This window comes from Achromobacter sp. ISS7 (assembly GCF_056523125.1).
Map to the genome: position 1 here is coordinate 81,007 of NZ_JAWRZD010000002.1, position 24,254 is coordinate 105,260.

General features: G+C 57.7%; 25 protein-coding genes and 1 tRNA gene. 8 read left to right on the top strand and 18 right to left on the bottom strand.

Annotated features, from left to right (window positions below; all coding sequences use genetic code 11):
* Positions 1–156: 156 nt before the first annotated feature.
* Both AC1HFW_RS31940 and AC1HFW_RS31945 read right to left on the bottom strand, forming a co-directional pair.
* On the bottom strand, positions 157–828 hold the full coding sequence (locus AC1HFW_RS31940; RefSeq protein ID WP_479286711.1) for an ATP-grasp domain-containing protein: 672 nt from the start codon (positions 826–828) through the stop codon (positions 157–159).
* On the bottom strand, positions 825–1,436 hold the full coding sequence (locus tag AC1HFW_RS31945) for a hypothetical protein (protein WP_479286713.1): 612 nt from the start codon (positions 1,434–1,436) through the stop codon (positions 825–827). The genes AC1HFW_RS31940 and AC1HFW_RS31945 overlap by 4 nt, the downstream gene beginning before the upstream one ends.
* Before the next feature lie 124 nt (positions 1,437–1,560).
* Between AC1HFW_RS31945 and AC1HFW_RS31950 the strand changes: the two genes are divergently transcribed.
* The 4 genes from AC1HFW_RS31950 to AC1HFW_RS31965 are packed head-to-tail and all read left to right on the top strand — an operon-like array spanning position 1,561 to position 4,930.
* Positions 1,561–2,445, top strand: coding sequence for a recombination-associated protein RdgC (locus AC1HFW_RS31950; RefSeq protein WP_479286714.1), 885 nt, complete (start codon positions 1,561–1,563; stop codon positions 2,443–2,445).
* Positions 2,442–2,801 carry a hypothetical protein gene (locus AC1HFW_RS31955; protein WP_479286715.1) on the top strand — a complete coding sequence of 120 codons (360 nt, stop codon included), beginning with the start codon at positions 2,442–2,444 and terminating at the stop codon, positions 2,799–2,801. Before AC1HFW_RS31950 ends, AC1HFW_RS31955 begins: the two co-directional genes overlap by 4 nt.
* Positions 2,802–2,847: 46 nt before the next feature.
* Entirely contained in the window at positions 2,848–3,699 is an 852-nt protein-coding gene (locus AC1HFW_RS31960; RefSeq protein ID WP_479286716.1) for a helicase associated domain-containing protein, read from the top strand.
* Entirely contained in the window at positions 3,692–4,930 is a 1,239-nt protein-coding gene (locus tag AC1HFW_RS31965) for a hypothetical protein (protein ID WP_479286717.1), read from the top strand. Before AC1HFW_RS31960 ends, AC1HFW_RS31965 begins: the two co-directional genes overlap by 8 nt.
* A gap of 71 nt (positions 4,931–5,001) precedes the next feature.
* Here the strand turns inward: AC1HFW_RS31965 and AC1HFW_RS31970 are convergent, their stop codons facing one another.
* The 6 genes from AC1HFW_RS31970 to AC1HFW_RS31995 form a co-directional block, all read right to left on the bottom strand.
* On the bottom strand, positions 5,002–5,352 hold the full coding sequence (locus tag AC1HFW_RS31970) for an H-NS histone family protein (RefSeq protein WP_479286718.1): 351 nt from the start codon (positions 5,350–5,352) through the stop codon (positions 5,002–5,004).
* Positions 5,353–5,441: 89 nt separating this feature from the next.
* Positions 5,442–7,181 carry an NAD-dependent DNA ligase LigA gene (gene ligA, locus AC1HFW_RS31975; protein ID WP_479286719.1) on the bottom strand — a complete coding sequence of 580 codons (1,740 nt, stop codon included), beginning with the start codon at positions 7,179–7,181 and terminating at the stop codon, positions 5,442–5,444.
* On the bottom strand, positions 7,099–7,443 hold the full coding sequence (locus tag AC1HFW_RS31980; protein ID WP_479286720.1) for a hypothetical protein: 345 nt from the start codon (positions 7,441–7,443) through the stop codon (positions 7,099–7,101). Before AC1HFW_RS31980 ends, ligA begins: the two co-directional genes overlap by 83 nt.
* 105 nt (positions 7,444–7,548) lie before the next feature.
* The gene (locus tag AC1HFW_RS31985; RefSeq protein ID WP_479286721.1) at positions 7,549–8,646 is read right to left on the bottom strand and encodes a hypothetical protein; all 1,098 of its coding nucleotides are present in this window, start codon (positions 8,644–8,646) and stop codon (positions 7,549–7,551) included.
* 151 nt (positions 8,647–8,797) lie between these two features.
* Positions 8,798–10,552 carry a carbamoyltransferase family protein gene (locus tag AC1HFW_RS31990; RefSeq protein WP_479286722.1) on the bottom strand — a complete coding sequence of 585 codons (1,755 nt, stop codon included), beginning with the start codon at positions 10,550–10,552 and terminating at the stop codon, positions 8,798–8,800.
* Positions 10,552–10,830, bottom strand: coding sequence for a DUF5989 family protein (locus AC1HFW_RS31995; protein ID WP_479286723.1), 279 nt, complete (start codon positions 10,828–10,830; stop codon positions 10,552–10,554). The genes AC1HFW_RS31990 and AC1HFW_RS31995 overlap by 1 nt, the downstream gene beginning before the upstream one ends.
* Before the next feature lie 240 nt (positions 10,831–11,070).
* Between AC1HFW_RS31995 and AC1HFW_RS32000 the strand changes: the two genes are divergently transcribed.
* Entirely contained in the window at positions 11,071–11,448 is a 378-nt protein-coding gene (locus AC1HFW_RS32000; RefSeq protein ID WP_479286724.1) for a hypothetical protein, read from the top strand.
* 53 nt (positions 11,449–11,501) lie between these two features.
* Complete coding sequence (locus tag AC1HFW_RS32005; RefSeq protein ID WP_479286725.1) at positions 11,502–12,128, top strand: hypothetical protein; 627 nt, start codon at positions 11,502–11,504, stop codon at positions 12,126–12,128.
* Here AC1HFW_RS32005 and AC1HFW_RS32010 read toward each other — a convergent pair.
* The 4 genes from AC1HFW_RS32010 to AC1HFW_RS32025 all read right to left on the bottom strand — a co-directional run bounded on the left by AC1HFW_RS32010 (position 12,118) and on the right by AC1HFW_RS32025 (position 14,568).
* A complete protein-coding gene (locus tag AC1HFW_RS32010; RefSeq protein ID WP_054433623.1) occupies positions 12,118–12,627 on the bottom strand; it encodes a hypothetical protein in 510 nt (169 codons plus the stop codon). The genes AC1HFW_RS32005 and AC1HFW_RS32010 overlap by 11 nt on opposite strands.
* 347 nt (positions 12,628–12,974) lie before the next feature.
* Positions 12,975–13,048 (bottom strand) — tRNA-Gly (locus AC1HFW_RS32015).
* A gap of 86 nt (positions 13,049–13,134) precedes the next feature.
* The gene (locus tag AC1HFW_RS32020) at positions 13,135–13,884 is read right to left on the bottom strand and encodes a GIN domain-containing protein (RefSeq protein WP_479286727.1); all 750 of its coding nucleotides are present in this window, start codon (positions 13,882–13,884) and stop codon (positions 13,135–13,137) included.
* Between the two features lie 57 nt (positions 13,885–13,941).
* Positions 13,942–14,568, bottom strand: a complete 627-nt coding sequence (locus AC1HFW_RS32025; protein WP_479286728.1) for a lasso peptide biosynthesis protein — start codon at positions 14,566–14,568, stop codon at positions 13,942–13,944.
* Between the two features lie 185 nt (positions 14,569–14,753).
* Here AC1HFW_RS32025 and AC1HFW_RS32030 point away from each other — a divergent pair, with 185 nt between their 5' ends.
* Positions 14,754–15,050 (top strand): hypothetical protein, encoded by a 297-nt coding sequence (locus AC1HFW_RS32030; RefSeq protein ID WP_054433621.1) that lies wholly within the window; start codon positions 14,754–14,756, stop codon positions 15,048–15,050.
* 457 nt (positions 15,051–15,507) lie between these two features.
* Here the strand turns inward: AC1HFW_RS32030 and AC1HFW_RS32035 are convergent, their stop codons facing one another.
* The 3 genes from AC1HFW_RS32035 to AC1HFW_RS32045 all read right to left on the bottom strand — a co-directional run bounded on the left by AC1HFW_RS32035 (position 15,508) and on the right by AC1HFW_RS32045 (position 18,985).
* On the bottom strand, positions 15,508–16,173 hold the full coding sequence (locus AC1HFW_RS32035; RefSeq protein ID WP_479286729.1) for a hypothetical protein: 666 nt from the start codon (positions 16,171–16,173) through the stop codon (positions 15,508–15,510).
* Positions 16,174–16,287: 114 nt separating this feature from the next.
* Positions 16,288–17,535 (bottom strand): hypothetical protein, encoded by a 1,248-nt coding sequence (locus AC1HFW_RS32040; protein ID WP_479286731.1) that lies wholly within the window; start codon positions 17,533–17,535, stop codon positions 16,288–16,290.
* A gap of 790 nt (positions 17,536–18,325) precedes the next feature.
* Positions 18,326–18,985, bottom strand: coding sequence for an HD domain-containing protein (locus tag AC1HFW_RS32045; protein ID WP_479286732.1), 660 nt, complete (start codon positions 18,983–18,985; stop codon positions 18,326–18,328).
* Between the two features lie 61 nt (positions 18,986–19,046).
* Here AC1HFW_RS32045 and AC1HFW_RS32050 point away from each other — a divergent pair, with 61 nt between their 5' ends.
* A complete protein-coding gene (locus AC1HFW_RS32050) occupies positions 19,047–19,469 on the top strand; it encodes a hypothetical protein (RefSeq protein ID WP_479286734.1) in 423 nt (140 codons plus the stop codon).
* Positions 19,470–20,118: 649 nt separating this feature from the next.
* On the opposite strand, the gene AC1HFW_RS32055 is transcribed toward AC1HFW_RS32050, so the two are convergent.
* The 3 genes from AC1HFW_RS32055 to AC1HFW_RS32065 form a co-directional block, all read right to left on the bottom strand.
* Entirely contained in the window at positions 20,119–21,195 is a 1,077-nt protein-coding gene (locus tag AC1HFW_RS32055) for a DGQHR domain-containing protein (RefSeq protein WP_479286735.1), read from the bottom strand.
* A 38-nt stretch (positions 21,196–21,233) separates the two neighbouring features.
* Positions 21,234–22,139, bottom strand: coding sequence for a hypothetical protein (locus AC1HFW_RS32060; protein WP_479286736.1), 906 nt, complete (start codon positions 22,137–22,139; stop codon positions 21,234–21,236).
* A gap of 465 nt (positions 22,140–22,604) precedes the next feature.
* On the bottom strand, positions 22,605–24,050 hold the full coding sequence (locus AC1HFW_RS32065; RefSeq protein ID WP_457989010.1) for an IS1182 family transposase: 1,446 nt from the start codon (positions 24,048–24,050) through the stop codon (positions 22,605–22,607).
* Positions 24,051–24,254 lie beyond the last annotated feature (204 nt).

The window sequence follows — 24,254 nt, forward strand, 5'->3', positions numbered from 1 at the left end:
ACCCGAAGATAGGCCGGGCTTGGCTTGGCACCATCCGGCGGCGCCAGGCGTGAGTGGTAGGTTTGTTGCGGAGTTGGACCCAGCGGCTTTCCAGCATGCACAGATAGGCAGCAATGTCGTCCATGCCGCGGTAAAGGCCCAACGCCCAAGCGTCGTTCACTTCCACAAGGGCTGTTCCCCGTCGCTCAATACACCGACATCCAGGGCGTACGCGCTCGGTGCGTCTTCATCGAGCGCATAGTCGTGAACCATTGCCCATACGGCGGCCATGTTGGGAGCGGGAGCGTCTGCCGCCCGGTCGTCGTAGCGGGCAATGCCGACCAGGCTCTGGCCGCTCACGTAACAACGCCATTCGCTCAGGAATGTCACTGGGGGCGAAACATAGAGAGGGGTGTTGTGGGGCAGTGTGGCGAGCGTTTCGGCGTCCTCCGCCGATTCTTTGTCCCTGGCGGAGTCCTTCGAAAGAACAAAGCCGGTAAACAGCTTGACTTGGTCTGCAGGCTTAACGAAGACGTCGGTGATTGACGCATAGCGGACCGCGGCTTCCTTCGACATTCGCGTGATCGGGCGCTTGCGCCAAGCGATCAGCGCGTCAGGGTATGGGCAGGGGGACGGCTCTCTAACGCCGGCGGCGCACATCGCCGCTCTGACAAATTCAACTGAGCCGATGGGAAGTAGGTCCTCACCGCTTGCGTATGCATCGCAAAGTGAGGACATATCCGCCGTAGCACGCACAACCGGGATGTCCTTGGCCAAGGCATGTCCGAGCGCTGCCCTCACTTCAACGCTGCCGGGGGACTGGAGGAGCAACGAGGTGGCGATCCTCATCGGTTGGTCGCGATCGGTGTGCGGCTCAGATGACTGTTGTGGTGGTCTACGACCACCGCGTCTTCGGACCGGCGAAGCGGGTAGACCTCGACGTTGGGATCGCCTTCGCCCAAGCCATCAGTGGTTACCAGAACCCAGGGCTCTCCATCGGCGTTCAGTCCTGCCGAAACGAAAGCAGCCGCGCTTCCATCCGGGGCCAAGAAGGTCACACCGATCTGGTGCTGATCTTCTTCTGGGTCTGGTGTTTGGATCTCTGCGGTGTAATTGCCTGGATTTCCCCCCTCCCCGCCTAGCGGCAGTGCCGTCAGCCGCATGCTTTGGATCGGCATTGTCGCCGGCACCGGACTTTGTTCGAGAGCCTTGAGATAGGTTTGAGCCTCCGCAAGCGCTGCATTTGCCCTGGCTGCAAAACAGTTGGCCAGGCGCTGCTCCGCCTCTTCCTTGGTCTGAGAGGCCGGGTTACGGCTCATGAGTTGCTGTCGGCGATCCTCTTCCGACTTCGGCATGATTTCCTGAACTCGGAGAAACGGGGCCGAGTCCGTGCGCTGGATGATGTAGAGGGATGCGATCGCCGCGGTGGCGACTGCGGCGGGCGTGTCGGTAGTCATAGGAATCTCCTGTTTTCAAAAGTATAGATGCAATAGCACAAAACCTAGAAATGAATCGATTTTAGGTTGAGCCAGTTTTTCTCGATTGCTATCTTGGTCGTATCAAACCGACAGGATCTACCTCATGATCAAGAATGCCACCCTCTATCGCCTCTCGAGCCCTCTTGAAACTCACGTACTGCTCGATCAGCTCGAACGCGGCCGCTTCAAGGACATCGCTTCCTTGGAAGCGAGTTCCATTGGCTTCGTGCCTGTGGTGGACAACCTTGGCTTGGGGCTGATCCACGAAGTGGCCGGCATTCGCGTGGGGGCGGTACGGAGAGACGAAAAAAAGATCCCGGGGAACGCGCTCAAGCGTCTGCTGAAACAGCGATGCGAGGAGATCGAGAAGCAGCAGGGCTACGCTCCGGGCCGCAAGCAGAAGGCGGAGATCAAGGAACGAATCGTTGATGAGCACTTGCCCAAGCAGCTGCCCACGACGAAGCAGACCAATTTCGTGATCTGGGAAGACCTCCTGCTGATCGACACGAACAACAACGCCACGGCCGAGCTGGTGATCGGGCTGTTCGCAAAGCATATCGACCCCTTCCCCGTCGAGATGCTGTACACCGCGCAGTCGCCGGCGGCCGCCATGACGGACTGGCTCGTGACTGATGAGGCGCCGGACAGTTTCTCCGTCGACCAGGAAGTCGAGATGAAGTCGTCCGGGGAATCTCGTGCCAGCGTGCGCTGGCTTCATGAGTCGGTTGCGCCGACTGACGCAAGCGATCACATGCGCCAGGGCAAGCAGTGCTGCAAGATGGCTCTCACCTGGCAGGACCGGATCTCCTTTGTGCTGTCAGAAAAGGGCGTGCTCGCGCGCATCAAGCCGCTCGACGTGCTCAAGGCCGAGGAGGTCGAAACGGACGAGGCAGCACGACTGGACGGTGAGATCGCTCTCATCGGCGGAGAAATGCGCAAGCTCATCAACGATCTGATCGCTGCGCTCGGTGGCGAGAAGCACGTATGAGCCTAAAGCCTCCGCCCCTCCCTCTCTCCGAAGTCAGCCCGACCGAGATGCTGGCGAGCTTGATCCGCCAACTCGAGCCGCTCGAGGGACGCTACTTCGACCTTCTTGGTGGTCGATCGCGCGAACGCCAGGAACTCCAGGTTGCGCAGAAAGCGGTGAACGAGCTCGTGACTCACCGCCAGCGCGAGCTGTCCCAATGCTTCGAAATGCCTCGAGAGGAGTTCGCACGCCGCTTCATGCCGCGCAAGCTCGACGGGTTGTGGTTCGGCGCCACGAGCGACTCCCGACCGTCGCACTTTCTCGCGGACATTCTGGCGCGGTTGCGAGCCGGATTGCCGGCCTTGATCGCCACATAAAAAGTTGTTTAGGAGCAATACACGGATGTTTACGGAAACGCCTCACATGCAGGCAGGTGAGCCTCGATCGACGAACGCGCGGGACGCGGTGTTTATGCGTGGCTTGGCCGTGCTTCAACGGTTTTACGCACAGCATGGCCACACCCGCGTGGCTGTGTCTGCCGTCTTCGATGGCTTCGCGCTGGGCCGCTGGGTCGCCGTCCAGCGAGCGAAGTATCAGCGCCAAGGGCTGGACAAGCGACCGGACTTGGTCATGTTGCTCGAGGAGCTCCCCGGCTGGACCTGGAAGGCTTGGGATTGGGGCTGGAACGAGGCGGTCCAATTGACCCGCGACTATCTTGCGTCACCCGATCGCACTGAAGATGAGCGCGCATTGGGGGTTCGCTTCGCGCCCGACACACTTGTGCCGGTCCCGCGCGAGTTGCAGGGCCGATTGCCCCCGGATCTTGAGGTCGACGGCTTCTTCCAGCTGGGCAAATGGATTGCCCAACAGCGTCGGCGCTATCGTGATGCGGCAACTACTCAGTCTGGCGCCGCGGGCCGCAAGCCAGAATCCAAAAAGCCGAAGTTGACCCGGGAGCATTTGAAAACGCTGAAATCGTTGCCCCATTTTCTGGACGACTGGAAGAAGGCTGACAGCGAGAGCAAGTGGAAGACGGCCCAGAAAGCCCTTCGTGCGTTTGTGAAGAAGAACGGCCATGCGAAGGTGCCGCGCTACTACGAACACCCTCAGGGACCCGGCAAGAAAAATTTCAAGCTGGGGATGTGGGTCTACGGGATGCGCACGCGCTTCAAGCAAGGCAAGCTACCGGCCGCTCGAATCGAAGCACTCGAGGCATTTGAAGGGTGGGTTTGGTCTCCCCGCAACGGCGACGAAAAGGAGACCCGAAATGGTTGAATCCACCCGTCGACAGTTCCTCGCTACTTTCGCGGCCGCCGGCGTTGCAACCCTGGCATCCGCGACTGCGCGCGCTGCCCCAGCGGCGGCGGCCGAGGTGCATAACACACCTGGGGTCTTCTGCGTTCCGGTGTACGGGCAGAGCCGTTTCCCCGCCGCGCCTGGTGAACCCCTCCCCCGCTCTTGCCTGGTTGTGGTCGACGCCGGCACCGGCCAAGCGCGTCACATCCCCAGCGCTGTTGTGAACCTACACGGGTTGGTGGAACCTGTGGAGGCCAATCCGAAGCGGCAAAAGCTGGGCATCGGCCACCAATCGCGAGAGTTGCTCGAGGTGTACACCTCCGAGTACGAGGTCGTTCGGGCGGTGCGGTTCCCTGACATTAGCTTTCGGGGGCATGGATTGCCTCACGCTCGCGGCGCGCTGATTTCTGCTGAGCTGATCTCGGACCCGATGAAAGGTGGCCTGCTGCTCTATGTCGATGCCGACGGCAATGAGGTCTCTCGCCACGCCACTGGCGGCCTTCGTCCGCACGAAATCGTCGATTGCGGAGAGTTCTATGCCGTTGCCCACTACGGCGATCGCGTTCCGGATCGCACAAAAGCTGCGGAGCCAGAGCCGGCCGGCCGCCTGATGTTCGATCTGATCGAGCCAAGTGTCACATTTTTGAGCAAATCCGACCTGACCGTTGTGGCAAAGCACGTCCTTCCTCTGGAGGGCGCAGTCACGCACCTGAGTCCACAAGCCGATGGCACGGTTCTGGCCATGGGGATGAATGCTTGGGCGGGTGTCGGTCACGGGCTTCTGCATGAACATGCGGCCCGCGACCATACGACACTGCTGCCGCTTGAGCTCGCCACGAGCATGTACGAACGATATGTTCCCCTCTATCGCGTGTCGCCTGAACGCGGAGTGGTTGAGACGATCCAGGCCCTACCCCACCAAATGCGGCGCGGTCAAAGCTTCGCTACCACCGGGGCAGTGAGCGTGGCGACCCACGCGGCCTCACAAACCCTCTTCGTCCGGGCGCCTGGTGTTCCCGATCGCTGGCTGAACACCTTGTCGATGGGCGTGGCGGATCCTCGCGGCGCAGCCCCGGTGGGCGATTCTGGCTGGGTGGCGATCAGTGGTAACAGCGACAACATCGCAGTGGTCGACCTCCAAACTGGGCGGATAGTCCAGCTGATCGGCATCCCGCTTGGCGCTCACTCGCACCTTTACTGGAACGCCTGAAACCAAAGTGGCCAAGTCGAGTGCTTGGCCACTTTATTCGCTAATTTTTTTGAGCTAGCTGGGAGCGTTCCTTAGGCGGCTGCCCTATCGATGAGGAATTCCTCGCGGCTCCGGCCTGCGTCTTCCGCATCACGAAGCCAAAATGGACGCTTGCCCATTCCTGACCAGGTTTCGCCACTTGCGGGATCTCGGTACTTTGCTGGCCGGCTAGACTTCCCTGCTTTTGTGGTCGACTTTCCTGAGAGTGACCGGGCCCGCTTTACCGTCACGGCTCCCCAATGAGCCTCGATATCTTTCGGAGTTACGCCTACAGCGCGCATTTTCGCGATGATGTCCGGAATCGCTTTGTCGCGAATGAGCTTCGCCTTTTTGGCCTCCAGCTTATCAATGTCCGATTGAATTTTCTTGAGCGTTTTGTCCATCAAATCCCTTGGCTTGAAGATGAACTCTGTTAGAGGACCGAATGTTACGGCCCCCTAACGATATCAAATTCGGATAATACAGGTGTCTATTACCCGGAGATCATCGCCAAAGCTTCGTCCTCGGAGACAATACGGACGCCCAGGGATTGAGCCTTAGTTAGCTTGTCTCCCGCGTCGGAGCCAGCAATCAAGAAAGCCGTCTTCTTTGACACACTGCCCGATACTTTGCCGCCCGCCAGCTCAATCGCTTTCTCCCACTCACTGCGCGGCTTTGAGAGCTTTCCGGTAATCACGAAAGTCATTCCGCCCAGTTCTGTGCCGACGCTCGTGGCCATCGCCTGCGGACTGATATATGCCAAAAGCTTTGCGAGCTCATCTTGAGACGCGGCGTTCTCTGCAAACGTTCGAATTTGAGTTGCCGTGTACTCGCCGACATCATCGATCGACATAAGGCGTTCCATAGACGCCGACATCACCTCATTCACTGAGCTGAACGTCTTGGCGAGACGCTTAGCTGTTCCCTCGCCGCATCCATGGATGCCCAGAGCGAAGATGAATCGGCGCAACTCCGGCTCACGGGAAGCCTGGATGGCTTTAACCATTTTCGCGGCCGACACCGCCCCAAGTCCGGGGAGCCCGGCGAGACGTTCCTCAGTGAGCGAATAAAGATCGCTCGGGCGTTCAACGATGCCCTCGGTTAGCAGTTGTTCCAGCCGGCCAACACCGAACCCGTCGATGTTCATTGCGTTTCGCGAGACAAAATGCGTCAAGGCGAAAAGCCGTTGAGGCTTGCAGTGGAGTCCGCCAGTGCAGCGCCATACTGCCTCATCTTCCTTCTTCGCAATTCGCGAATTGCAGACAGGGCAGATGGTTGGGAACGTAAAGGGCTTTTCTGCCCCCGTGCGCAGCGCTTCCACAGGGCGCACGACTTCAGGAATGACGTCGCCTGCACGGCGTACGATGACGGAATCTCCAACCATGATCCCCTTGCGGATGATCTCGCTTTGGTTGTGAAGTGTGGCGTTGGTCACGGTCACTCCGCCAACAACTACCGGCTTTAAGCGCGCCACGGGCGTCACGGCGCCAGTGCGACCGATCTGGAGGTCGATATCCTCCAGGATCGTCACTGCTTCCATGGCAGGAAATTTGAACGCGATCGCCCATTTGGGTGTGCGGCTCGTCCAGCCCAACTGCTCCTGCAGGAGCACGTTGTTCACCTTGAAAACGGCGCCGTCGATCTCGAATGGCAAGCCGTCACGCGCCGCGCCAAACTCCTGGAACGCTTCCAGCAACTCGTCAGTGCCTACTGCGATCCGGCGCAACTTGCTGACGGCGAAGCCCATGCGGTTGATCATATCCAGCTGCTCTGCATGGCTGGACGATGGGTGATAGCCGACGCAGTCGCCCAGGCCATATGCAAAAAACTGCAGGCCTCGACGTGCGGTTTCGGACGGATCCAGCTGGCGCATTGCACCTGCGGCTGCGTTACGGGGGTTGGCGAGGAGCTTTTCGCCGGCCGCCTCCCGCTCCTGGTTGAGCCGTTGCAGGACGGCAATAGGCATCACCACTTCGCCGCGGATCTCCATCTGAGGTGCCGTCACACCTTGAAGACGAAGGGGAAGATTTCGGATGGTGCGCGCCTGGGCGGTAACGTCCTCTCCTACGGTTCCATCGCCGCGGGTGACTGCCTGCACGAATAGGCCGTTTTCATAGCGCAGTCGGACCGCAAGCCCGTCGTACTTTGGGTCACACGTGGTAGACGATCTCCGATTCGGCCAGGCCGAGTCCTTGAGAGACGGAGCGAGAGAACGCCCGGGCCTCTTCTTCATTCATGGCGTTGGCCAACGACAGCATGGGGGCGCCATGATCGACTTCTTCCAGATGAGGGAGTCGGTTGCCTCCGACGCGCGAACTCGGGGAGTCCGACGTGTCGAGCCCGGGGTCGGAGCCTTCCAACCTTAGAAGTTCACGCATGAGAGCGTCGTACTCATCATCGCTGACGAGCGGGTTGTCCAGAGCGTGGTAATGGAAAGCAAGGAAGTTGAGTTCGCTCTTCAGATCGTGGTGTTGATGGACGGTCGTTTTGTACATGTGAATTCCTAATATGGTGAATTCAAGATACCAATTTCGATCTCTAAAACTCAACTCGGAAGCCCCTTGAAATTTCGAGTTCGAATCTGCACCCAACTCGCCTCCCTAGTCGGAATCATGAATTGCCGCGGAGATGGCCCCCGCTACGGCTTCGTATCCTTCCGGCGATAGATGCGGCCCGCTGCGCGCGTAGGCACGGGGTCCTATGGATTCGAGTTCTGGTGAGGCGTTCACAAAGCGCACGTGCGCGCGCTCCAGGTAGCGCTTGAGTGCGTCACGGTAGTGGTCGGCGCGCGCGTCGGGGCTCCAGAACTCGCTGGGCGGTATGTAGACGATTAGGGGCTCGCATTCTGGGGCTTTGCAGTACTGCTTCAGCGTGTCGACGGCCAAGGTCGTAGACCAGGGGGGGTGGCCCCTCCAGTCTGCCGCTAGCTGACGGATGGTCGCCCTCAGGGTAGCAAGGCTGAGCCTGGACTGCCACGCGGGGCCGACTGTACGCCCCATCCGTTGCGCCCGCCGTGCGGCTTCCCATTGGCGGATGTCCGACATGGTTTGCGGTGACGGCGAGTAGGGTTTGGGGTCTGCGCCCATAGGCGCGGGAATGCGTGCTACTGCGTCGACGTAGAGCGCTCTCACGTTCGGTGCAAGGTCCAAGCGGCCATCGGGGTCTTGAATCAGATAGTTGAGGTCTTGATCGAGGAAGGATCGGTAGATGCTCCGTGATTCGTCGAGATTGTCGTTCGCGAAGAAGACCATGACGGCATGCTTCGGATGAATGGCCGGAAGAAATGTCTTGGCGATCGCAGCGTAGTGGATCGGGCCGTTGCCTGCTGTTCCGAGGTTCAAGACCACACCATCGACCTTGCTCTGCAGTTGGCCGGCAAGCGCGCTCCGTTCATCTTGGCAAGCGCCATGCACGAACGAATCGCCGATCAGGACAACGGCTGGGGAAGCGCGGTTCCAGGCTTGATCGTCGTTTCGAAAGCCGAAGCGATCGGACTGATACCGCACCAGGCCATACCCTTCGTCGCAGTATGCGATACGGGCGTTGGGTTGAGGCGCCAAGGGCGCGACCCCGTGTTTCGTGACCAAATCGCCCATGTATGGGCTGTCGAAATCGGTCAGAAAGAGATTTTTCTCGAAGCCGGCCTCATAAGCGGCTAAGCGCTCGCGCGGTTCAATGTTCAGGATGCGGTCCTGCATCAGCCAAATTGCCTGAGCCTGCCGAGCCTCCGCGCTTCTGTTTGTCCGAGCCTGGGCGGTGTACAGCAGCCAATCAGATAGGACCAATAGGGAATACACGATTAGAAGGACAATGGCCGCGGCAGACCACAGAACCGCTTGGCGGGGGCGATCAGTCCGGTTCATAGGTGCGGCCTTGTATGAGCCCGGCGGGCTGATCTGACTTCAAAAGCAAGGCGCGGCCGATCACAAGCGCGTCCATATCTGTGTGCATGAAGCAGCGCAAAGCATCTTCAGGGGATTCCACCATGGGCTCCCCTCGCACGTTGAACGAGGTGTTGACCAGCGCTGGGCAGCCAGTCAGGGATTCGAAGCGTTCCAGCACGTTCCACAGTAATGGATCCTCTTCGGCCTGAATTGTCTGCGCCCGGCTCGAGCCGTCCACATGGGCGGCCGCGCCTAGATCCATTCCGCCCAGGCCAGTCTGCGTAAAAACCATGAACGGGTCGCGCCAGGCGGTGCTCAGAGTGTCTGCCAGGCGCTCACACCGAAGGACCGGTGCGAACGGCCGGAACGATTCCCGACTTTTCACCCTTCGGTTCAACCGATCTTGTATGCCGGCGGCCCGGGGGTTGGCCAGAATTGATCGCCTCCCCAAGGCGCGGGGGCCGAATTCTGACCTGCCCTGATGCCAACCGACTACCGAGTCGTCAGCCAATGCCTTGGCCACGGCGACGGTGAGATCTTCGGGCTCTAGCAAGACATACTTCGCGCCATGCTGGTCAAGCGTGGCAACTGTGCTTCGCTCGCCGTACTCGAGGCCTAAAGCGGCGGACGTCTGGCGCCAGCGGCGGCGCTCAATGTCTCCTGTCGCGTGCCAATAGGCGAGCGCGGCCCCCATCGCGCCACCGGCGTCCCCCGCCGCTGGCTGAACCCATACTTCTCGGAAAGGGCCTTCCGCGCGCACCCGAGCGTTCATAACGCAGTTCAAGGCCACTCCACCTGCCAGACATAGACGATCCTCCCCCGTAAGGGCAAACGCCTGCCTGCAAACGCCGAGCGCGGCAAGCTCCAGGGCGGCCTGGATTGAAGCGGCCAGGTCGTAGTGACCTTGCTCGAGGGGCGCTTCAGCCGGTCGGGGTTTCAATCCGAAAAGCTCCCCGAATGCGTTGGAGTACATGCACATCGAGTGCGTGTAGGAAAAAAAGCGCGGATTGAGCCAGTACGATCCGTCTCGATTCAGCGTCAACATGAAGCGCAGGATCGCATCCAAGTACTTCGGCTTGCCATAGGCTGCCATCCCCATGACCTTGTATTCACCCGAATTCACTCGGAAGCCAAGAAAGGCTGTGGCCGCTGAATACAGCAGCCCAAGCGAATGTGGAAAGCGGATTTCCTGCAGAGGCGTCAATAGCTCGCCCTGCCCCTGGTAGATCGCCGTGGTGCTCCACTCGCCCACGCCGTCGAGCGTGACGACAGCCGCGCTGGAATACGGCGAAGGGTAGAAGGCTGACGCCGCATGACTCAGATGGTGTTCCGAGAAGCGCAGGCGGCTTCCCCATTCTGCCGGCCCTAGGGAGGAGCAGAGGTCGCGCTCCAACCGCCGACGCATGAATAGCTTGTCGGAGAACCAGGTGGGCAGGATTTGCGCTTGGGTGCGAAGCCCGCTGGGCAGCACGTTTAGGCACGTTTCGAGCAGTCTTTCGAAGCGCAGGAACGGCTTCTCGTAGAACACGACCTGGTCCACGTCTGATGGATCCAGCCCTGCATGGCGCAGGCACGCCCGGGCAGCGGCAGCTGGAAAGGCGGGATCGTGCTTGACTCGGCTAAAGCGCTCTTCCTGCGCTGCCGCCACGATCTGGCCATCGACCAATACGGCCGCCGCGGAGTCATGGAAATAAGCTGAGATGCCAAGAATGCAGGTCATCAGAACAGGGTGTACATGAACGGGACTGCGATAGCGCCATGTATGGCACCGGCTGATAGAAACCCGGTCAGGACCAGGATGAGGATGACCGGCAGCAGCCAGAGCTTGCGGCGATGTCGAAGGAATTGGAGCAGTTCTTTGACGAAATCCATGGCGGTCAGAACTGCCTTTCGAAGTGTGAGTCCGCGGCGCCCGGCCGAGTCGCCGTTGAGGACCAGGTCGTGGACGGAGGCGTCCGTGACCACATCGATTTGAAACCAGCCACTCTCGCGACACATGCAAATGGCGTGAGCAGAATCATCACAAACACCCAGATGGATTGGGAAACTACCGTTCTTGCGCTAGACGCTGTGCGTTTCATCTAATGCCCTCGTGAAGCGATCATGGTAGGCCCGGCGTCATAGCGGACCAAGGCGAATTGAAACCGATCTAGATAAATCGCGAGATCGAAAGTCAAGGGGTGGGCAGGGTTCGCTAGGTGATAAATTCTGAGCCGATGACGGGAGGCGCTTTGCCTCGTGAAGAAAGCCAGCTTCGGAGTTTCCATGTTCGGAAGGAATGTCACATCGGAGGGTTCTGCCCGTCAGCATCGGGCGACGATCGTCCATGAGTTGATCCGCACTCTTGGGCGCCTTCCTTCCACATCGGTCAATGCCGCGTATCAAGCAGTGATTTCGGCGGAATCGGCTATCTTGTATCCGGAGTTGGCACACCTCTGTGGCAACTGGGGGGGTGGCGTTGCTAAAACGAGCCTGGTTGATGCTCCGATGCTGGCAACTAGACTCGAACAAATTCACCGGTGGTTGGACGAAGATCCGGTCTATCTGTTTTCGTTGGTGGTGGGCTTGGCCCAACACAAGGGCGAGGATCACGCTTGGGCACTGGCGTACGGTTGATGAAGTCGCCTTCCGCAATGATCCTCTCCTTCCCTTCTTGAGATTGTGAATTAATGGAATCGACTTCTTTTCTTCTCGACCTGTTCAAGAACATTCTCTCCGCGCGAATGGATTATTTTTTGTTTGGACGCGGGTCTGAAGAGAAAGGCTCAGCTGCTGAAGTCGTTCCGATCATCGCTGATGAGTCGCCCACTCGAAAGGACCCCCCCGGCGTGCGTCGCTTTCGCACATTCGATGCGACCGACTCGCTGGAGTCGATATTGCGCATGGTTGAAGGGCCTGTGGTTCATCTGCTGGTGGAGGATCAGCCGTCCACGCATTACCGGCTGCCGGGCTATGTGCTGGAGTCGACCGTGACGGGCGAATGGTATGTATTTGCCCGGGGGCGCTTGGCACTTGAGGGAACGGGCGGGGGCGCGAACAACATGCGCGACGTGAGCGACCTGTTGCGCGAGCGCGGCGTTCGTATCGTTGGGTGGGTCATCCCGCAAGCGGACATGGATGCGCTCGAAGGCGGTCGGATGCTTTGGAATGAGGCGCGCGCTGCGCTTGTACCGCTGTTGTCGTTCATCTCAAACGACGATGAATGGGAATGGCGGCCGATCCGGGATCGGTTCGCGGCGGTGGTCAATGCGAAGAGAAAAACGCTTGGTGAGCCCCTTGGGTCGCCTAGCCGCTGAACTTTGGGCGTTGCGGTGGAACGTGGGTCTGGTCTTCCGGCGCCAGGATATCGAGTTGCTCGACGGAAAACACGATGTAGCTGTCCTGCGCTTCCGGGACCAGCCTCTTGAACGCCGCGTCGCTGAGGTCATCAAGGCCGTTCAAATGCCCTGACTTGGAAAGCCGATCGATGATCGCTGTGGTCATCCCTTCGTAGCGGTTTAGGTAGACGATTCCGTCTTTGCCGGCGGCCTTGGCGCGTTGGATCTTATCCTTCCAGTTCCCGCCCTGATCCTTGCTGCGCGCAGGGTTAGTCATCCGGATCCGCGCGGAAATTGTCCTGCGCGCGATGCCGGCGCCGGCGGTCCTCATCATCCCCTGGTCCAAGGGGCCAAAGTGCAGGCCGCCGTCACTGGTTCTGGAAGGGTCGAGTTCCCCAAAGGCCACAGCAGTCAAATGGAAGAGGACCAGTGGCGTTCCATCTTCGGACGATATGTACCCGTTCTGCGCGTTGAACATGATGCGACTGGAAACTTGAGGAGCTCTATCGACGCGGCCTAGCCGCTCACGCAACAAGTTTAGCGCGGCCGATCTGCTCGTTAGCGACTGGCGCTGCGTTCCCCCGATTAAGCTGAAAATTCGCGAGTGCAGGCGCCTGTGTGGTGTGGGGCCGCATGAACGCTGGAGTGGGCAGCATGGGGCGTTTTGCCGCAACCGGCTTCCAAGGCTTGTGGAATCGCATGGCGTGTCCTTTTTTATTGTTTGTCATTCCACAGCTATCAACACGGAGAGAGGAGCCGCTGGTTTGGATACTGTCCTGCGGAAGAGTTGGGGTCAAGGCAGCTGAGGCTGCCTCAAAAGACTGCTGGAGCGGCTGTCGGGAATCGAACCCGAATCAGAGGCTTGGAAGGCCACAGCTCTACCATTGAGCTACATACGCATACTTCGCTAGGGAAGGACAGCTTTAAATTATCACAGATGTGAAGGTGCAAAATCAATAGCACAGGCAACTTAAAACTTTGCTGCTCACTCCACGTCTAGGATTTGCCCCATGCCCGTCATTTTCGTTTGTCGGGATTTCGGGTTGCCGGAAACAGTGATATTTCCCATTCCGGTAAGGTTGGCGCTCAACGAATCTGATGCGAAGGTGGCAATATTGCCCATACCATTCAGGCGGGCATCGACGGTATTCGCTGAGAGCTTGCGCGCGTGAATCGCGCATTGTCCTGTGATGCTGGCGGATAGAGACCCCACCTTGCCGGCAGCCCAGATGTCACCTTGCCCTACAACTGCCAGTGAAAGTCGCTCGGTGTTTACGCCGGTCAGCCGAACGCTCTTTGCGCTAAGCAGCACAACGTCTTGCACGGAACCAGCGGTGACGCGAACTTTCACGGGTGTGGTCGGAGCTCGGTTTTTCGTACCCCCAGACACCACCACGCCGTTCACAACCACAAGGCTGTTCGACGAATACACAGAGACTGGCCCGGGCCCAGTGACAACAACGTTACCACCGCTGTCACGGGGGCCGAGAATTTTGAGCGTATCACCATCGCGATCGATTCGGACGTGACTGGTATCCTCGCCCTCGACCGTATAGCTGTCGCGACTTCCTTGGATCACATCGATTTCTGCGTTGGCCAAATCGATAACAAGTTTTCTTGCATTTCCGGTTGCATGGCTCGATGTCGTGTCGGCAAAGGCCTGCGTGTGCAGTGTTGGCATGCCGAGAGCGGCCGCGATAAGCCATCGAAGGAAATGCTGGGGGCGAATTGTCATACGTTCCTTCTTGGATTGACCGGCATTGAAGCCGGTGGGATTCGAAATCCGCTGATGTCAGCTAAGATGATTTGGACCGAACACGTTCGCATCCGGCGCTTGATAGACCATCCAGAGATTGGCGAAATCTTGCGAGTCGGGCGGCTCGAAGCCCTGCAGTACCATGGCCTTCAGGTTCTCATCCGCCTTATAGAAGACTAGGCCCTTGAGTCCCTGTGCGACTTCTTGATAGGAAGACACTTCGCCAAACGGGATCAGCAGGAATTGCGGAGCCCATTGGACATCAGTGGTGCCACCGTCAAGCGCATCGAGTGCCTTGGCTTTGTCGGCCAGTTGGGCCGTGGTCACGTCGAAGATCTGGTTCCCCACTTCGAGCCAGGCGTGGTACATCGCTTCTCGCGCGTGCCGAGGCTTGTAATTCGGGTTCGGAATGTGCGAAACAACGTCCCCGTCCCCGTCGCCCACGCGCCAAGCGGCGAACCCAACGCGCACTTCAGACTCAACGCCCAGGCGTTTGAGGAGTTCAGCTGCCAATACCGCCTGCGTGAGGCAGTCGCGACCCAGCTCGCCACTCGTGGCGCGGCATAGCCGGGTCACGGCAGAAGCCACCATTGCGAAATCCACCTTGTTGCTCGCTGCATCTGCCGCGGCGCGCTGAGCTTGTCGGCGTCGTGCTTCACCCATGAACGATCCTTTGAAATTGATGATGTCATTTTAACGAAATGACGGGGGGCAAAATCAATACGGGTTGAGTTTGCATTGATTCGAATACCAACGAATTGCTAGGATGGAATTCACTGCGGATCTGTACGTATAACGTTAGAATTTGATCGTGCGTCGGCTTGCTGGCGTACGGAAGAGGAATAGACATGCAATCTGAAGCGCTTCCGTCCTATGCAGACGTTGTTCAGCGCCTGGCCGAAGCCCGAGTGAACCGGACTGAGTCCCATATCAAGCGATTGGACCACTGCGCCGGCCTAATCGAGGCCAGCCGGACGAGGCTGGGCGAAGCGTTGTACTGCGAACTCGTGTCGCAGGCCTATGCGTACGCTCTGTTCTTGACCAACTGCAAGAGCCAGAACATACCCCTGACGGACGTGCGTGTGCGCGAGCCCGTCAGGGAGGTCTCGCTGTTTTGCGAATTCCTCGAAACTGACCTGGCGTAGTGCCCCTATGCCGAATAACGGACGTCACCATGTCGCAACCTACCGCCCCTTCTTCCCTTGACGCGAATTTCTCGCAGCTTCGCCCGATAGCAGCGGCGCTGGGTTCCCGCTTGGTGCCGGGGGCAGCGCCTCTCGAGGATTTGATCGGCCGTGTACGCGCGGCTCTGCACCGGCCTACGCACGGTGCTTCGACACCTCGGCCGCGATAGGCAGGATCATGCTCTCGCGGCACCTCATCCCCCATCCTCGAAGAGACCTACTGGCCGACTTCATCAGCGCGATGTTCATGCGCGAATGTATTGCCGACACGAACCCGAGAAATGCTCGCCTGGCGATTGAGGGGATGACCGAGGCGATCCGGCACATCGAGGGGTGCCAGTCTGAGATCGAGGAATTGGCGCGGCCACCCGTGCGACAACCGCGCGATCGCGCGGCTTAAGCTGCGGCTGCACACCCTTCAGGCTCTACCCCCAAAACGGAAGCGGGGCCGATCATGCTGGTCAGATGGAGCCGCGAGTAGATCGTGGTTGGACTGGGTGACTAACGTAGCTAGGGGCACATGAACCCGCCCTTCCCCGTGAATCTGCTTCCAAGTGTTCAGCGTTCCGCCATCAGCGGGCTCTTGTCCGTCCCCGAAGGTGTAAGCGAGACACGCCGTTGCCAAATTGGCGACCTTTTTGTTCCGAGCGAACATTGCGCCGTAGCCAGCGGCCGGAGGCTCATACTGAGCCTTGGCGCCCCTTTCGATGGCCTGGGCTATCTGGTTCCGAGAGTGCTCCCTGATCGTCGCTGAGAACCTCTCGTGGTAGAAATTGGCTGCGCTAGCAGCCGACTTCCCTGGCCCCTGGAACAGGCCGACTTCGAACGGCGCGGGCAGATACAACGTCAGCTGGTCGACCCAGCCGTTAAGAAACGCATGCACCGCTAGGTGGTCCGCCCACGCTGCGCCACCCGATACCAGGTGATCGCTGCCATCGACACGGCGCTTCAAATCCACAGTCATTGCGAGCCAGAGATCTCGGGTCATGGGGCGCTCCCGGTCCCGGCCTGCCGTGCCGATGACGGCGATCACCCGCTGGGGTTTGACTGCTTGGGGCGCATTGCTGGCGAACGAGAACGACATTTAGAGGCTCCTGAGGTGCTCCTCCATGCTATGGCACTGGACTTGAGAGCGGCAAGGCGGAGCGAGCACGATAAGCTGAACTTTTCGAAGTTTCACGTGTGAAACCTAACACCGTCACTTAAAGAGGGCGAGTTGGGTGCCTGGGATCCGCGACAGATAAACCTCGCGCAGTCTGAATGCGCCTGAACTGCCCTCGGCATACCCCATCAGCGTTTCCATATCATCCAGCCCTACGCCGGCGTCGATAAGATTTCCTGCGAAGCTGTTCCGAAGGACCTGGGCTGTCAGCACCAGCTGCGGTTCGGAACTGTCCTTGTCGACCGGCCACCATTTGCCGACGATCCGGGCGAGGGTAGATGGGTTCATGAAGGATAGACGGCCGCTCGAGTAAGTCGGGCCAACTGGGAAGAGACGCGTGTATTCGCCGGCCGGCGCGCCGTATGTGGCCGCGACATGGTCCGCCCACGGCGCCAGGATTTCCATGACCCAGGGCATTACGGGGACCAGGCGATGCGCGCCGCGGCCGTCGCCAATATGGGCATGCACAGCGTCAACGTGGGGCTTGTTCTCGGCAGCCTCTTTCGACAAGGCCCTGTCGGCGGGGCCCACGCCGTTGTACTCGTGGGTATCGACAGCCGCGACCCCCACCTCGGGGGCGTATTTGATGCAATTAACGGAAAGCCAGGGGATTTCACCCGCCTTGAGACCGGCACCGTAGAGGATCGTGACGATCGCGGTATCCCTCAGCCGACGCCATTCACCGGCAGTGAGCCCGTCTGCACGCGCGTGCAGCGCGCGGGCTTCCTCGACCAACTTTTCCTCCAACTGCCGCCGTTGCTGAATCGGCAAGACCCGGAACTCGGCATTGGCGGGCACGTCGCGCCAGGTTGCCTCCTTTGTGCCTCCCCACCCTTGTCCGGAGCGCAACAGCTTGGTCGTCGTCGCCTCTGGGGGCATCAGCGCCAACAATGCGCGCTCGATCATGAAGGCGTAGCGCTCTCGCTGCTGTCGCTTCACGTTCTTTCGCCCTGCAGGCGACGGAGGCGATGTCCGATTGGTCATTGCCGGCGCATCGCCTCCGCTACGTAAAGTCCCCTCGTTTTTTTTGCTATACGACAGGGTCTCAAGGAAGAGGCGAACCTGATCGGGATGAAGTTTCGCCAAGTCGCGGCCCTCCCCAATCATTTTGCGTACAAACTTGCCCCAAATTGCCTTGTACACGCGCTTCGTCCCGGCACGAAAGGGCTGATCTTCGATCCACGCGTCGAACTTTTCAACCGCTGCGATCTCTTTGGTGCCAGGAGCGTGCGACGTGCGGTGGAGTTGCCTGTCTTTGCTGGATACTGGGGTTGTCATGGTCAAAAAGGGGCCTTTCCGTTAATTGCATGAAACGCGCCCCCATTTGTACCTGGGTGGTAATCCCTGCGCAAGCCCTTCAAATCGGTCGCCCGAAAAGTCGTTCCAAATCGCCCACTTTTCTCGCACTCCCACCATAGCCGCTTCCATCTGCCAAAATTTTCGGCAAAAAGCCGCGGCAGGGATAACAGCGAAAACTATACCCGGATGAGCCCGATGGATTCGCCGGCGGGCCGCTTACATCCTGGATGCCCGATGACCACCAACCCTCTGCACTTTGCTCGACAATGCCCTGCCTCCCTGTGGGCGACAATCATCTCTTTCTCTGCGGTCCTTGTGGCTGTGTACCTACGAGGTGCCGTAGGACACCCCGTTCGGGAAGCCTTGACGCTCGTTTTGGGCTACGAAGCTCGCGCCGCGCTCGAACACTTCGCATCAGCTGTTGCTTGCCCCATTCTAGTCGCGCTTCTATTCTGGCCGTTCACCACCAAAACAGCCGCGAGCTCTCTCTCGCCCCGGTTCCCGTTTCCAACCGCAGGCCGAGCATGGCTTGAGCAGCCCCACCACCTGGTAGCGCTCGCGGCGGCCGGATACCTCCAGTGCTGCTTCGCTTGGGAATGGGCCCAAGCCTTTGTCGGGACTTGCCAGGCGCCGTCGCGGGGCAGCCTGCAGTGGGAGCAGATTGCGGCAGACATGGGCGGCTCGGTCGTGGCCGTGCTGATCGTCCGCAGGCTTTGTCGTCTCCGGCGTTAACCGCCCGGCTCTACCGCAGCAGGTCCGGGTAATAATTAAGCCCTCATGCCCCGTGGCGTGAGGGCTTTTCGGCTACGTTGATGGCGTCCGCCGCCTCCAAGACCATGAACTCGGCTTGAACGGCCGCCCGGGCAATCTCCAGCAGGCGCGGATCGGCCTTGGTCAGATTGTCGAGCTGAGAAGCCTTCTCTCTCAACCAAACACGGGCAAAATCCGGCGCCAACGATGCAATCAAAGGCGCATTGCATGAGATATCCGCGCACTTGATCGTCTGCACGGGCGCCGGCGCCTGGCTCAACCGCTCCGTCAGCATCTGAATCCGCTGGGTTCGAGGGTAGGCAGCCACGTCAAGCGGCTCGGATAGCCAGCCCACGTACGATGCAACCTCCTCACCGAACATCCTGGCCAGTAGTTCTGTCGTGACTCGAGTGGCCGGCGGATTCCTTCGCGTGTCATCTACCGTGTCATGCAGATACGCGGCGGCGACCATCGCTGGCGTAGACTCGTCCGCCGTCGCAACCAAATCGGCCACCTCAAAGACGTGCGTGTGATAGGGATCGCCTGTCCACTTCCTCTTCTGGCCGATGCTCCCGTCTGGGTTCGCCACCCGCGCATGTGCCAGCTCAGCAAAGGCGCGAGCTCGGTGGACGTCGGCGCCAACAAGAGGGTCGAATGGTTTGAACGAATCGGAGTCGTATAGCATTGAATTTCAACACTCCACTTTGATAGCATGATTTCATCATATATCAGCTAACCACAAAACCATGTCCGACTCGCAATTGCTTCCCCATGTCTTGAAGGCGTACGTCGAGGCGGCAGAACCCATCTCTAACCAGCAACTCTACCAGCGCGTTGCGGCTTCAGCACAACTGCCGCTGGCCTTGTTTGAAGAGACCGAACCCGTGGGACGCAGCCAAGCGCCGGTCAACCTGCTGAAGCGAAAGCTCCGCTGGCACCAGCAAAGTCTTCGCGCGGCCAAGGTGCTCACGCGCATTGACGGCGAGCGTGGAGTCTGGGGGCTGGCCACGCCGGCAGCCGAGGGTCTGAACCAAATCGATGAGTCGACGGCCGTGCTCGGCTTCTCTACGCATCTTGGACTTGCCATCATCGGTTCGTGCAAGCACTTCTTCTCGGATTGGCGCGAACCAATCTCGTTGATCTTGACTTTTGTGAGAAAGTTAATGTAGGAGGAAAAAAGAATCAGTCCTTAAGGATTGTGTAGGCCTGCGACACCCTCTGTACATCATATACTGGCTATTTAGTAGTTTTATGTTGGCCAATGATTACGTTCCGCGTTGACTGTTTCAGGTGTCGAACGCCACTGAGTTTTGAACTTCCGCCGCTCAGTTTTGAACTCCGAAAAATGGCGAAATCCAATGTTGGAGCGCGTTATGAGACAAAAATAGGCTTGAGGTAGGTGCCCAAAATGCTTTGTTTTGGCGGTTTGCTGGGTACGAATGCTCAATTCTGGAGTGAGCCTCGCTATGTTGGCTGCTTTCGGCCAATTTCAGTCGTTCATTCGGGGGAGAGGCGCGACTATGCGCCCTAAAGCGGATTTTCCGATAGCCGCGCCGCTATTTGAACTTCAGGGTGACATTATTTCGTCGACACCAAGGGCTAATCTTTCTTAGTCAGAAATTTACCAAACTGCCGCGTTGCAGAGAAAAAAATTCAATAAACAACATTAAAGAAATAGTCGCTCTCGCTAAAGCGACTTTGAGCCATATGGGATCATAGAGTCTCGCGTAAGCAGTCTGCCTCTTATTGTGTTTTCCACACAGCCTACATCAACTTGCATCGCGTTAATGAACATTTGGCATAAAATGAAGGGCCATATCATTCATCCATTATTTTCTTATATAGATCACGGAGTGACGTTCCCGATTCATCAGACAACTCTGCAACGATAGCATCACGTATCTTTGTGGCCCCCCCGCGTCCACTATATCCTTGAAAATCTCCGTCATTTGTCCAGTCCCAAGTCTGACCTGAGCGTAATATCTTCAACATGCTCTCCGACTGAAACTGCCCTTTACTTAATGCCCGGTCTATGACTTCCGCGCCTAGGAAACATATACCCCACAGTCCGGCACCTCTCAGTACCAGATAGTTTTTTGGGTTAGTCCAAGCCTCCGGCACCCAGCGTCTAACCGCACTAAAGTAATTTTTAATGACTTTGTACTTAGCGTCAGCATCAGGAAGTGCCGTCAACTTAGTCGGCCGCGACATCATGTACTGGATTCCAGTCCGCAAAGTTCTCAGCGGCACCATTGACGTCGCGACCTTCTTCCCGCCGTCGTAGATACGCCCGAAAAATGGGCTATCGTTATCCTCGCTGAGCCTTTTGGCAATGTAAAGATCTAATGCTTCCCTCTTTAAGGAAGCTTGACTAGAAAGACGAGTCTCAATGTTATCCAAGTGACTCGTATTCATTCTTCGCTGATTATTATTTATATCACGAAAAAGGAGGATCTCTTCATCCAACTCTAGATCGACCGCCAAGCAAAAAGAAACGGGTCTTTCGATAGCAGGATAGCCTTCAGTTTTTCCATCCGCATAATGCAGTCGGTGATTGCCATCAAGCCTGGAAATTGCCACATCTCCGTCTGCCGAGCATTTCTCGATTGTGTCGAGATCAATGCGCAAAATGCCAAACCCACCCGCATCCATTTGTTCTTTGAAATTTATAACGTCTCGAACTCGGACACACAGCACAATTTCCGGCCAAAAGCCGATTTCTTTTGATCGGACGTAATCATAGGCATCCTTTGCATGCTTAGGGCTAAGGTCGCGTTGAGTGCCACTCGGGTTCGTCTTAGGATCATAAATGTCTGCTCTAGACATTAGAGCCAGGTCACACAACCGCGCGTATCCGCGCAAGACCGAGACACCAAGAACTTTACCCTTGGTCACGTGCAACTGTAGAACTCGACGATTTTTTTTTGCTGCCATTATTGTTGCCCCAGCGGTTGCTCCGTCTGTTCAAGAGAACGGGAAATCAAATGTTTAATCCAAGATTTTGGATCATTTTGACTCATGAAAAACAAGTGATAATTAATTGAGCCCAATGCAAATCTTTCAGTGGCAGGCCAATTTAACTCGATCTTATCAATCAGCCTCTGTTCTTTCTCTTCATCAGCCGCGCCGTGCACAATGGTGCTTCGGGTGACGTATAGATCCTTAAAGCGCTCAAACGCTTCCGCCCGCTTCTCTGCGTCAGTTGAACATGCGTGCGCATTATAAAGCGCAAATTTAAAGCTGAGCTCGTTTTTATCATCCTGAACCATCGACTCCAAGCTGATAGTGGCATCGATAATTCTGTCGGTAAACTTCTCCCTAGCAAGAGATGAGTTGAACCGAGAGAGAGTCAAAAACAGCTTCCGATGTTTTTCGCAGGCTTCGCTAACGACTTTGTAAAACTGGGAGACATCTTCGCGATTGACGCCAGCCTTGAAGCGAAATGCACTTTTTTCTCTTAGCAAATTGACTGAGCGGTCATCAAAGTCTATTGCGCTAATCTTCTTTTTTTTGGATGCACCGCCTGCTCCTTGCAAGAAAATCGCAAAATTTAAGAAAATGGGATTTTCTTTTCTGAAATTGTTTAATACGTATCGTGCCTTCGTAGCCAGTTTCGTCGCTGTTGATTTCGCAGATTTAACATCGGCGGACTTGACGTTTGCAAACAAACACCTATGGTCAGTCCTAAGCTGTTCAGCATACACTGGGGGGCTTTTGGACGCTAGGCCGAACTCCTCATCGGACAACTTGTCTATCCAAGTGTCGTCGTCCAGATATAATCTAGGGCCAGGCAACAGCGCGGCGGGATTGTTAAGGATCGGAATTATTAGCTTATTCATGGATCTCTCGGATCTCTTCTGTAATGCTACATGTTTCGGACGGACATTTCGCACCACGATCATGTTACCAGAACTCTCATGCACCTTGCTATCCCAGCCACCAGCAGGAGTGAGCGGTTCTAATCGGATACAACCCTCCGCTCAACTCCGCAGCCGCTAGGCCGGTCATTAACAAAAAGCCTGCGCTGATAGAACGCCCCGTAAAACGGAGCATAGTTCTGTAAACAAACCCAAACTCATGATGCTATGTCATGAGCGCGCATCACAGAAATGCCTCGCTGTATGAATGACCGCTATGGGTCGAGGCCGTGTGGAAACGCTATTCGTCCTGACAGCCACAGCGCAATCGTCTGGACCGCATCAACTTGGGCGGTCTTCACTTCGATTTTTCGAAGCGGGGCTCACTCAAAGCCGTTTGGGCGGCCCGGATAGGGCCTGAGGTGCGTTATTGGTCATATGAAGGGCTCAGCCCCCCATCGACAGTATCGCTTTCATCGTTTGCTGGAAGCCTAGGATGCGCATGACCCGCTTGAGGTTATAGGCCAGTACATTCAAGCTCATTTCCGTGCCCACATTGCCCAAGCGACGAGTTAGGAAGTGTGTATAGCCCATCCAATGCTTGAACGTGCCGAACACATGTTCCACTGTGCGCCGCCGCACCTTCATCGCTTCTGGCATTCGGTCTAGACGGCGCTGCGCCGCCTCAAGCACGGCCTCATGTTCCCATCGACTGATGCGCCGATACGCGCTAGGAGTGCATCGCTCCTTCATAGCGCATTGTGGGCAGGCACTACTCCAGTAGCGCCGCAATTGAAGACCATTCTCCTCCCGCGTAAACCGGTGGATGGCGCGCTGGCCCGCAGGGCACTGGTACTCATCGTCCTTCGCGATGTATATGAAGTCCGAACGGTCGAAGCGGCCTTCGGCCTTGGCATTGGAAGTGGTCGGCTTGGGCAAGATCGCATCAATACCTGTCTCTGCACATGCCTTGATCTGAGGCGCGCTGTAATAGCCGCGATCGGCAATCGCGCGCAGTCGCTTCTTGCCCATTGCCTGCCGCGCGGCTTGTGTCATCGATGCCAATGAGTCCCTGTCATGTCCTCGGTTCGTCACTTCGTGCGCGACGATCAGATGGTGCTTGGCTTCGACAACCATCTGCACGTTGTAGCCGACCATCCCCGAGCCCCGGCCACTGGTAGCCATCGAGCGGGCATCCGGGTCAGTCACCGACAGCTGACCGTCTGGGCTATCTTTGAGCCTCTCCTTGACGTCATCCAGCGTGCGCATTTGTTTGCGCAGACGTTCGATCTTGTCGTTGAGCCGATTGGTCCTAGCCTCGATCTCGACAGGTTGCGTTCGGTCCGCAGTGTCGAGCGCCGCCAGATAGCGGCGGATGCTCTCCTCAATCTGCTGCTGACGTTTGTCGATCTTGGCGGCTGTGAAGTTTTTGTCGCGTGTGTTGACTGCCTTGAATTTGCTTCCATCAACGGCAATCAGGGCTTGGGTGAATAGTTTGAGATCTCGGCATACGGCCACAAACCGCCGGCACACATTGCGAATGCCCGTGCCATTGTCACGGCGGAAATCGGCGATGGTCTTGAAGTCTGGCGCCAGACGGCCGACGAGCCACATCAGTTCGACATTGCGTTGGCACTCTCGCTCGAGTCGACGACTGGACTGGACCCGATTTAAGTAGCCGTAGATGTAGATCTTCAGCAGCACGGCCGGGTGATACGACGGGCGGCCGGTAGCTGCTGGCGCTGCCCTCTCAAATCCCAGCGATTCCAGGTTGAGCTCGTCGACGAATGCGTCGACTATGCGCACCGGATTGTCGTCGGCGATGAAGTCATCCAGGCATTCCGGGATCAACGCTACCTGTTGCCGGTCCTGACCTTCGATGAAGCGGGGCATGTCGACTCCCGGGATCGAGATACCAAACTCTATCTACATCACCATAGCGGCGTCAAAGAGTTTTCACACAGCCTCGGTCGAGGCCGTGTGGAAACGCTATTCGTCCTGACAGCCACAGCGCAATCGTCTGGACCGCATCAACTTGGGCGGTCTTCACTTCGATTTTTCGAAGCGGGGCTCACTCAAAGCCGTTTGGGCGGCCCG

What these genes read in the sequence shown, in the direction of transcription:
- AC1HFW_RS31990 (WP_479286722.1), bottom strand. Translation starts at nt 10,552, where the DNA reads ATGACCTGCATTCTTGGCATCTCAGCTTATTTCCATGACTCCGCGGCG.
- AC1HFW_RS32030 (WP_054433621.1), top strand. Translation starts at nt 14,754, where the DNA reads ATGCAATCTGAAGCGCTTCCGTCCTATGCAGACGTTGTTCAGCGCCTG.
- ligA (WP_479286719.1), bottom strand. Translation starts at nt 7,181, where the DNA reads ATGAAGAAGAGGCCCGGGCGTTCTCTCGCTCCGTCTCTCAAGGACTCG.
- AC1HFW_RS31960 (WP_479286716.1), top strand. Translation starts at nt 2,848, where the DNA reads ATGCAGGCAGGTGAGCCTCGATCGACGAACGCGCGGGACGCGGTGTTT.
- AC1HFW_RS32045 (WP_479286732.1), bottom strand. Translation starts at nt 18,985, where the DNA reads ATGCTATACGACTCCGATTCGTTCAAACCATTCGACCCTCTTGTTGGC.
- AC1HFW_RS31940 (WP_479286711.1), bottom strand. Translation starts at nt 828, where the DNA reads ATGAGGATCGCCACCTCGTTGCTCCTCCAGTCCCCCGGCAGCGTTGAA.
- AC1HFW_RS31965 (WP_479286717.1), top strand. Translation starts at nt 3,692, where the DNA reads ATGGTTGAATCCACCCGTCGACAGTTCCTCGCTACTTTCGCGGCCGCC.
- AC1HFW_RS31970 (WP_479286718.1), bottom strand. Translation starts at nt 5,352, where the DNA reads ATGGACAAAACGCTCAAGAAAATTCAATCGGACATTGATAAGCTGGAG.
- AC1HFW_RS32035 (WP_479286729.1), bottom strand. Translation starts at nt 16,173, where the DNA reads ATGTCGTTCTCGTTCGCCAGCAATGCGCCCCAAGCAGTCAAACCCCAG.
- AC1HFW_RS32060 (WP_479286736.1), bottom strand. Translation starts at nt 22,139, where the DNA reads ATGAATAAGCTAATAATTCCGATCCTTAACAATCCCGCCGCGCTGTTG.
- AC1HFW_RS32025 (WP_479286728.1), bottom strand. Translation starts at nt 14,568, where the DNA reads ATGGGTGAAGCACGACGCCGACAAGCTCAGCGCGCCGCGGCAGATGCA.
- AC1HFW_RS31945 (WP_479286713.1), bottom strand. Translation starts at nt 1,436, where the DNA reads ATGACTACCGACACGCCCGCCGCAGTCGCCACCGCGGCGATCGCATCC.
- AC1HFW_RS32020 (WP_479286727.1), bottom strand. Translation starts at nt 13,884, where the DNA reads ATGACAATTCGCCCCCAGCATTTCCTTCGATGGCTTATCGCGGCCGCT.
- AC1HFW_RS32010 (WP_054433623.1), bottom strand. Translation starts at nt 12,627, where the DNA reads ATGTTCAACGCGCAGAACGGGTACATATCGTCCGAAGATGGAACGCCA.
- AC1HFW_RS31955 (WP_479286715.1), top strand. Translation starts at nt 2,442, where the DNA reads ATGAGCCTAAAGCCTCCGCCCCTCCCTCTCTCCGAAGTCAGCCCGACC.
- AC1HFW_RS32050 (WP_479286734.1), top strand. Translation starts at nt 19,047, where the DNA reads ATGTCCGACTCGCAATTGCTTCCCCATGTCTTGAAGGCGTACGTCGAG.
- AC1HFW_RS32065 (WP_457989010.1), bottom strand. Translation starts at nt 24,050, where the DNA reads ATGCCCCGCTTCATCGAAGGTCAGGACCGGCAACAGGTAGCGTTGATC.
- AC1HFW_RS32005 (WP_479286725.1), top strand. Translation starts at nt 11,502, where the DNA reads ATGGAATCGACTTCTTTTCTTCTCGACCTGTTCAAGAACATTCTCTCC.
- AC1HFW_RS31980 (WP_479286720.1), bottom strand. Translation starts at nt 7,443, where the DNA reads ATGTACAAAACGACCGTCCATCAACACCACGATCTGAAGAGCGAACTC.
- AC1HFW_RS31985 (WP_479286721.1), bottom strand. Translation starts at nt 8,646, where the DNA reads ATGCAGGACCGCATCCTGAACATTGAACCGCGCGAGCGCTTAGCCGCT.
- AC1HFW_RS31950 (WP_479286714.1), top strand. Translation starts at nt 1,561, where the DNA reads ATGATCAAGAATGCCACCCTCTATCGCCTCTCGAGCCCTCTTGAAACT.
- AC1HFW_RS31995 (WP_479286723.1), bottom strand. Translation starts at nt 10,830, where the DNA reads ATGTGTCGCGAGAGTGGCTGGTTTCAAATCGATGTGGTCACGGACGCC.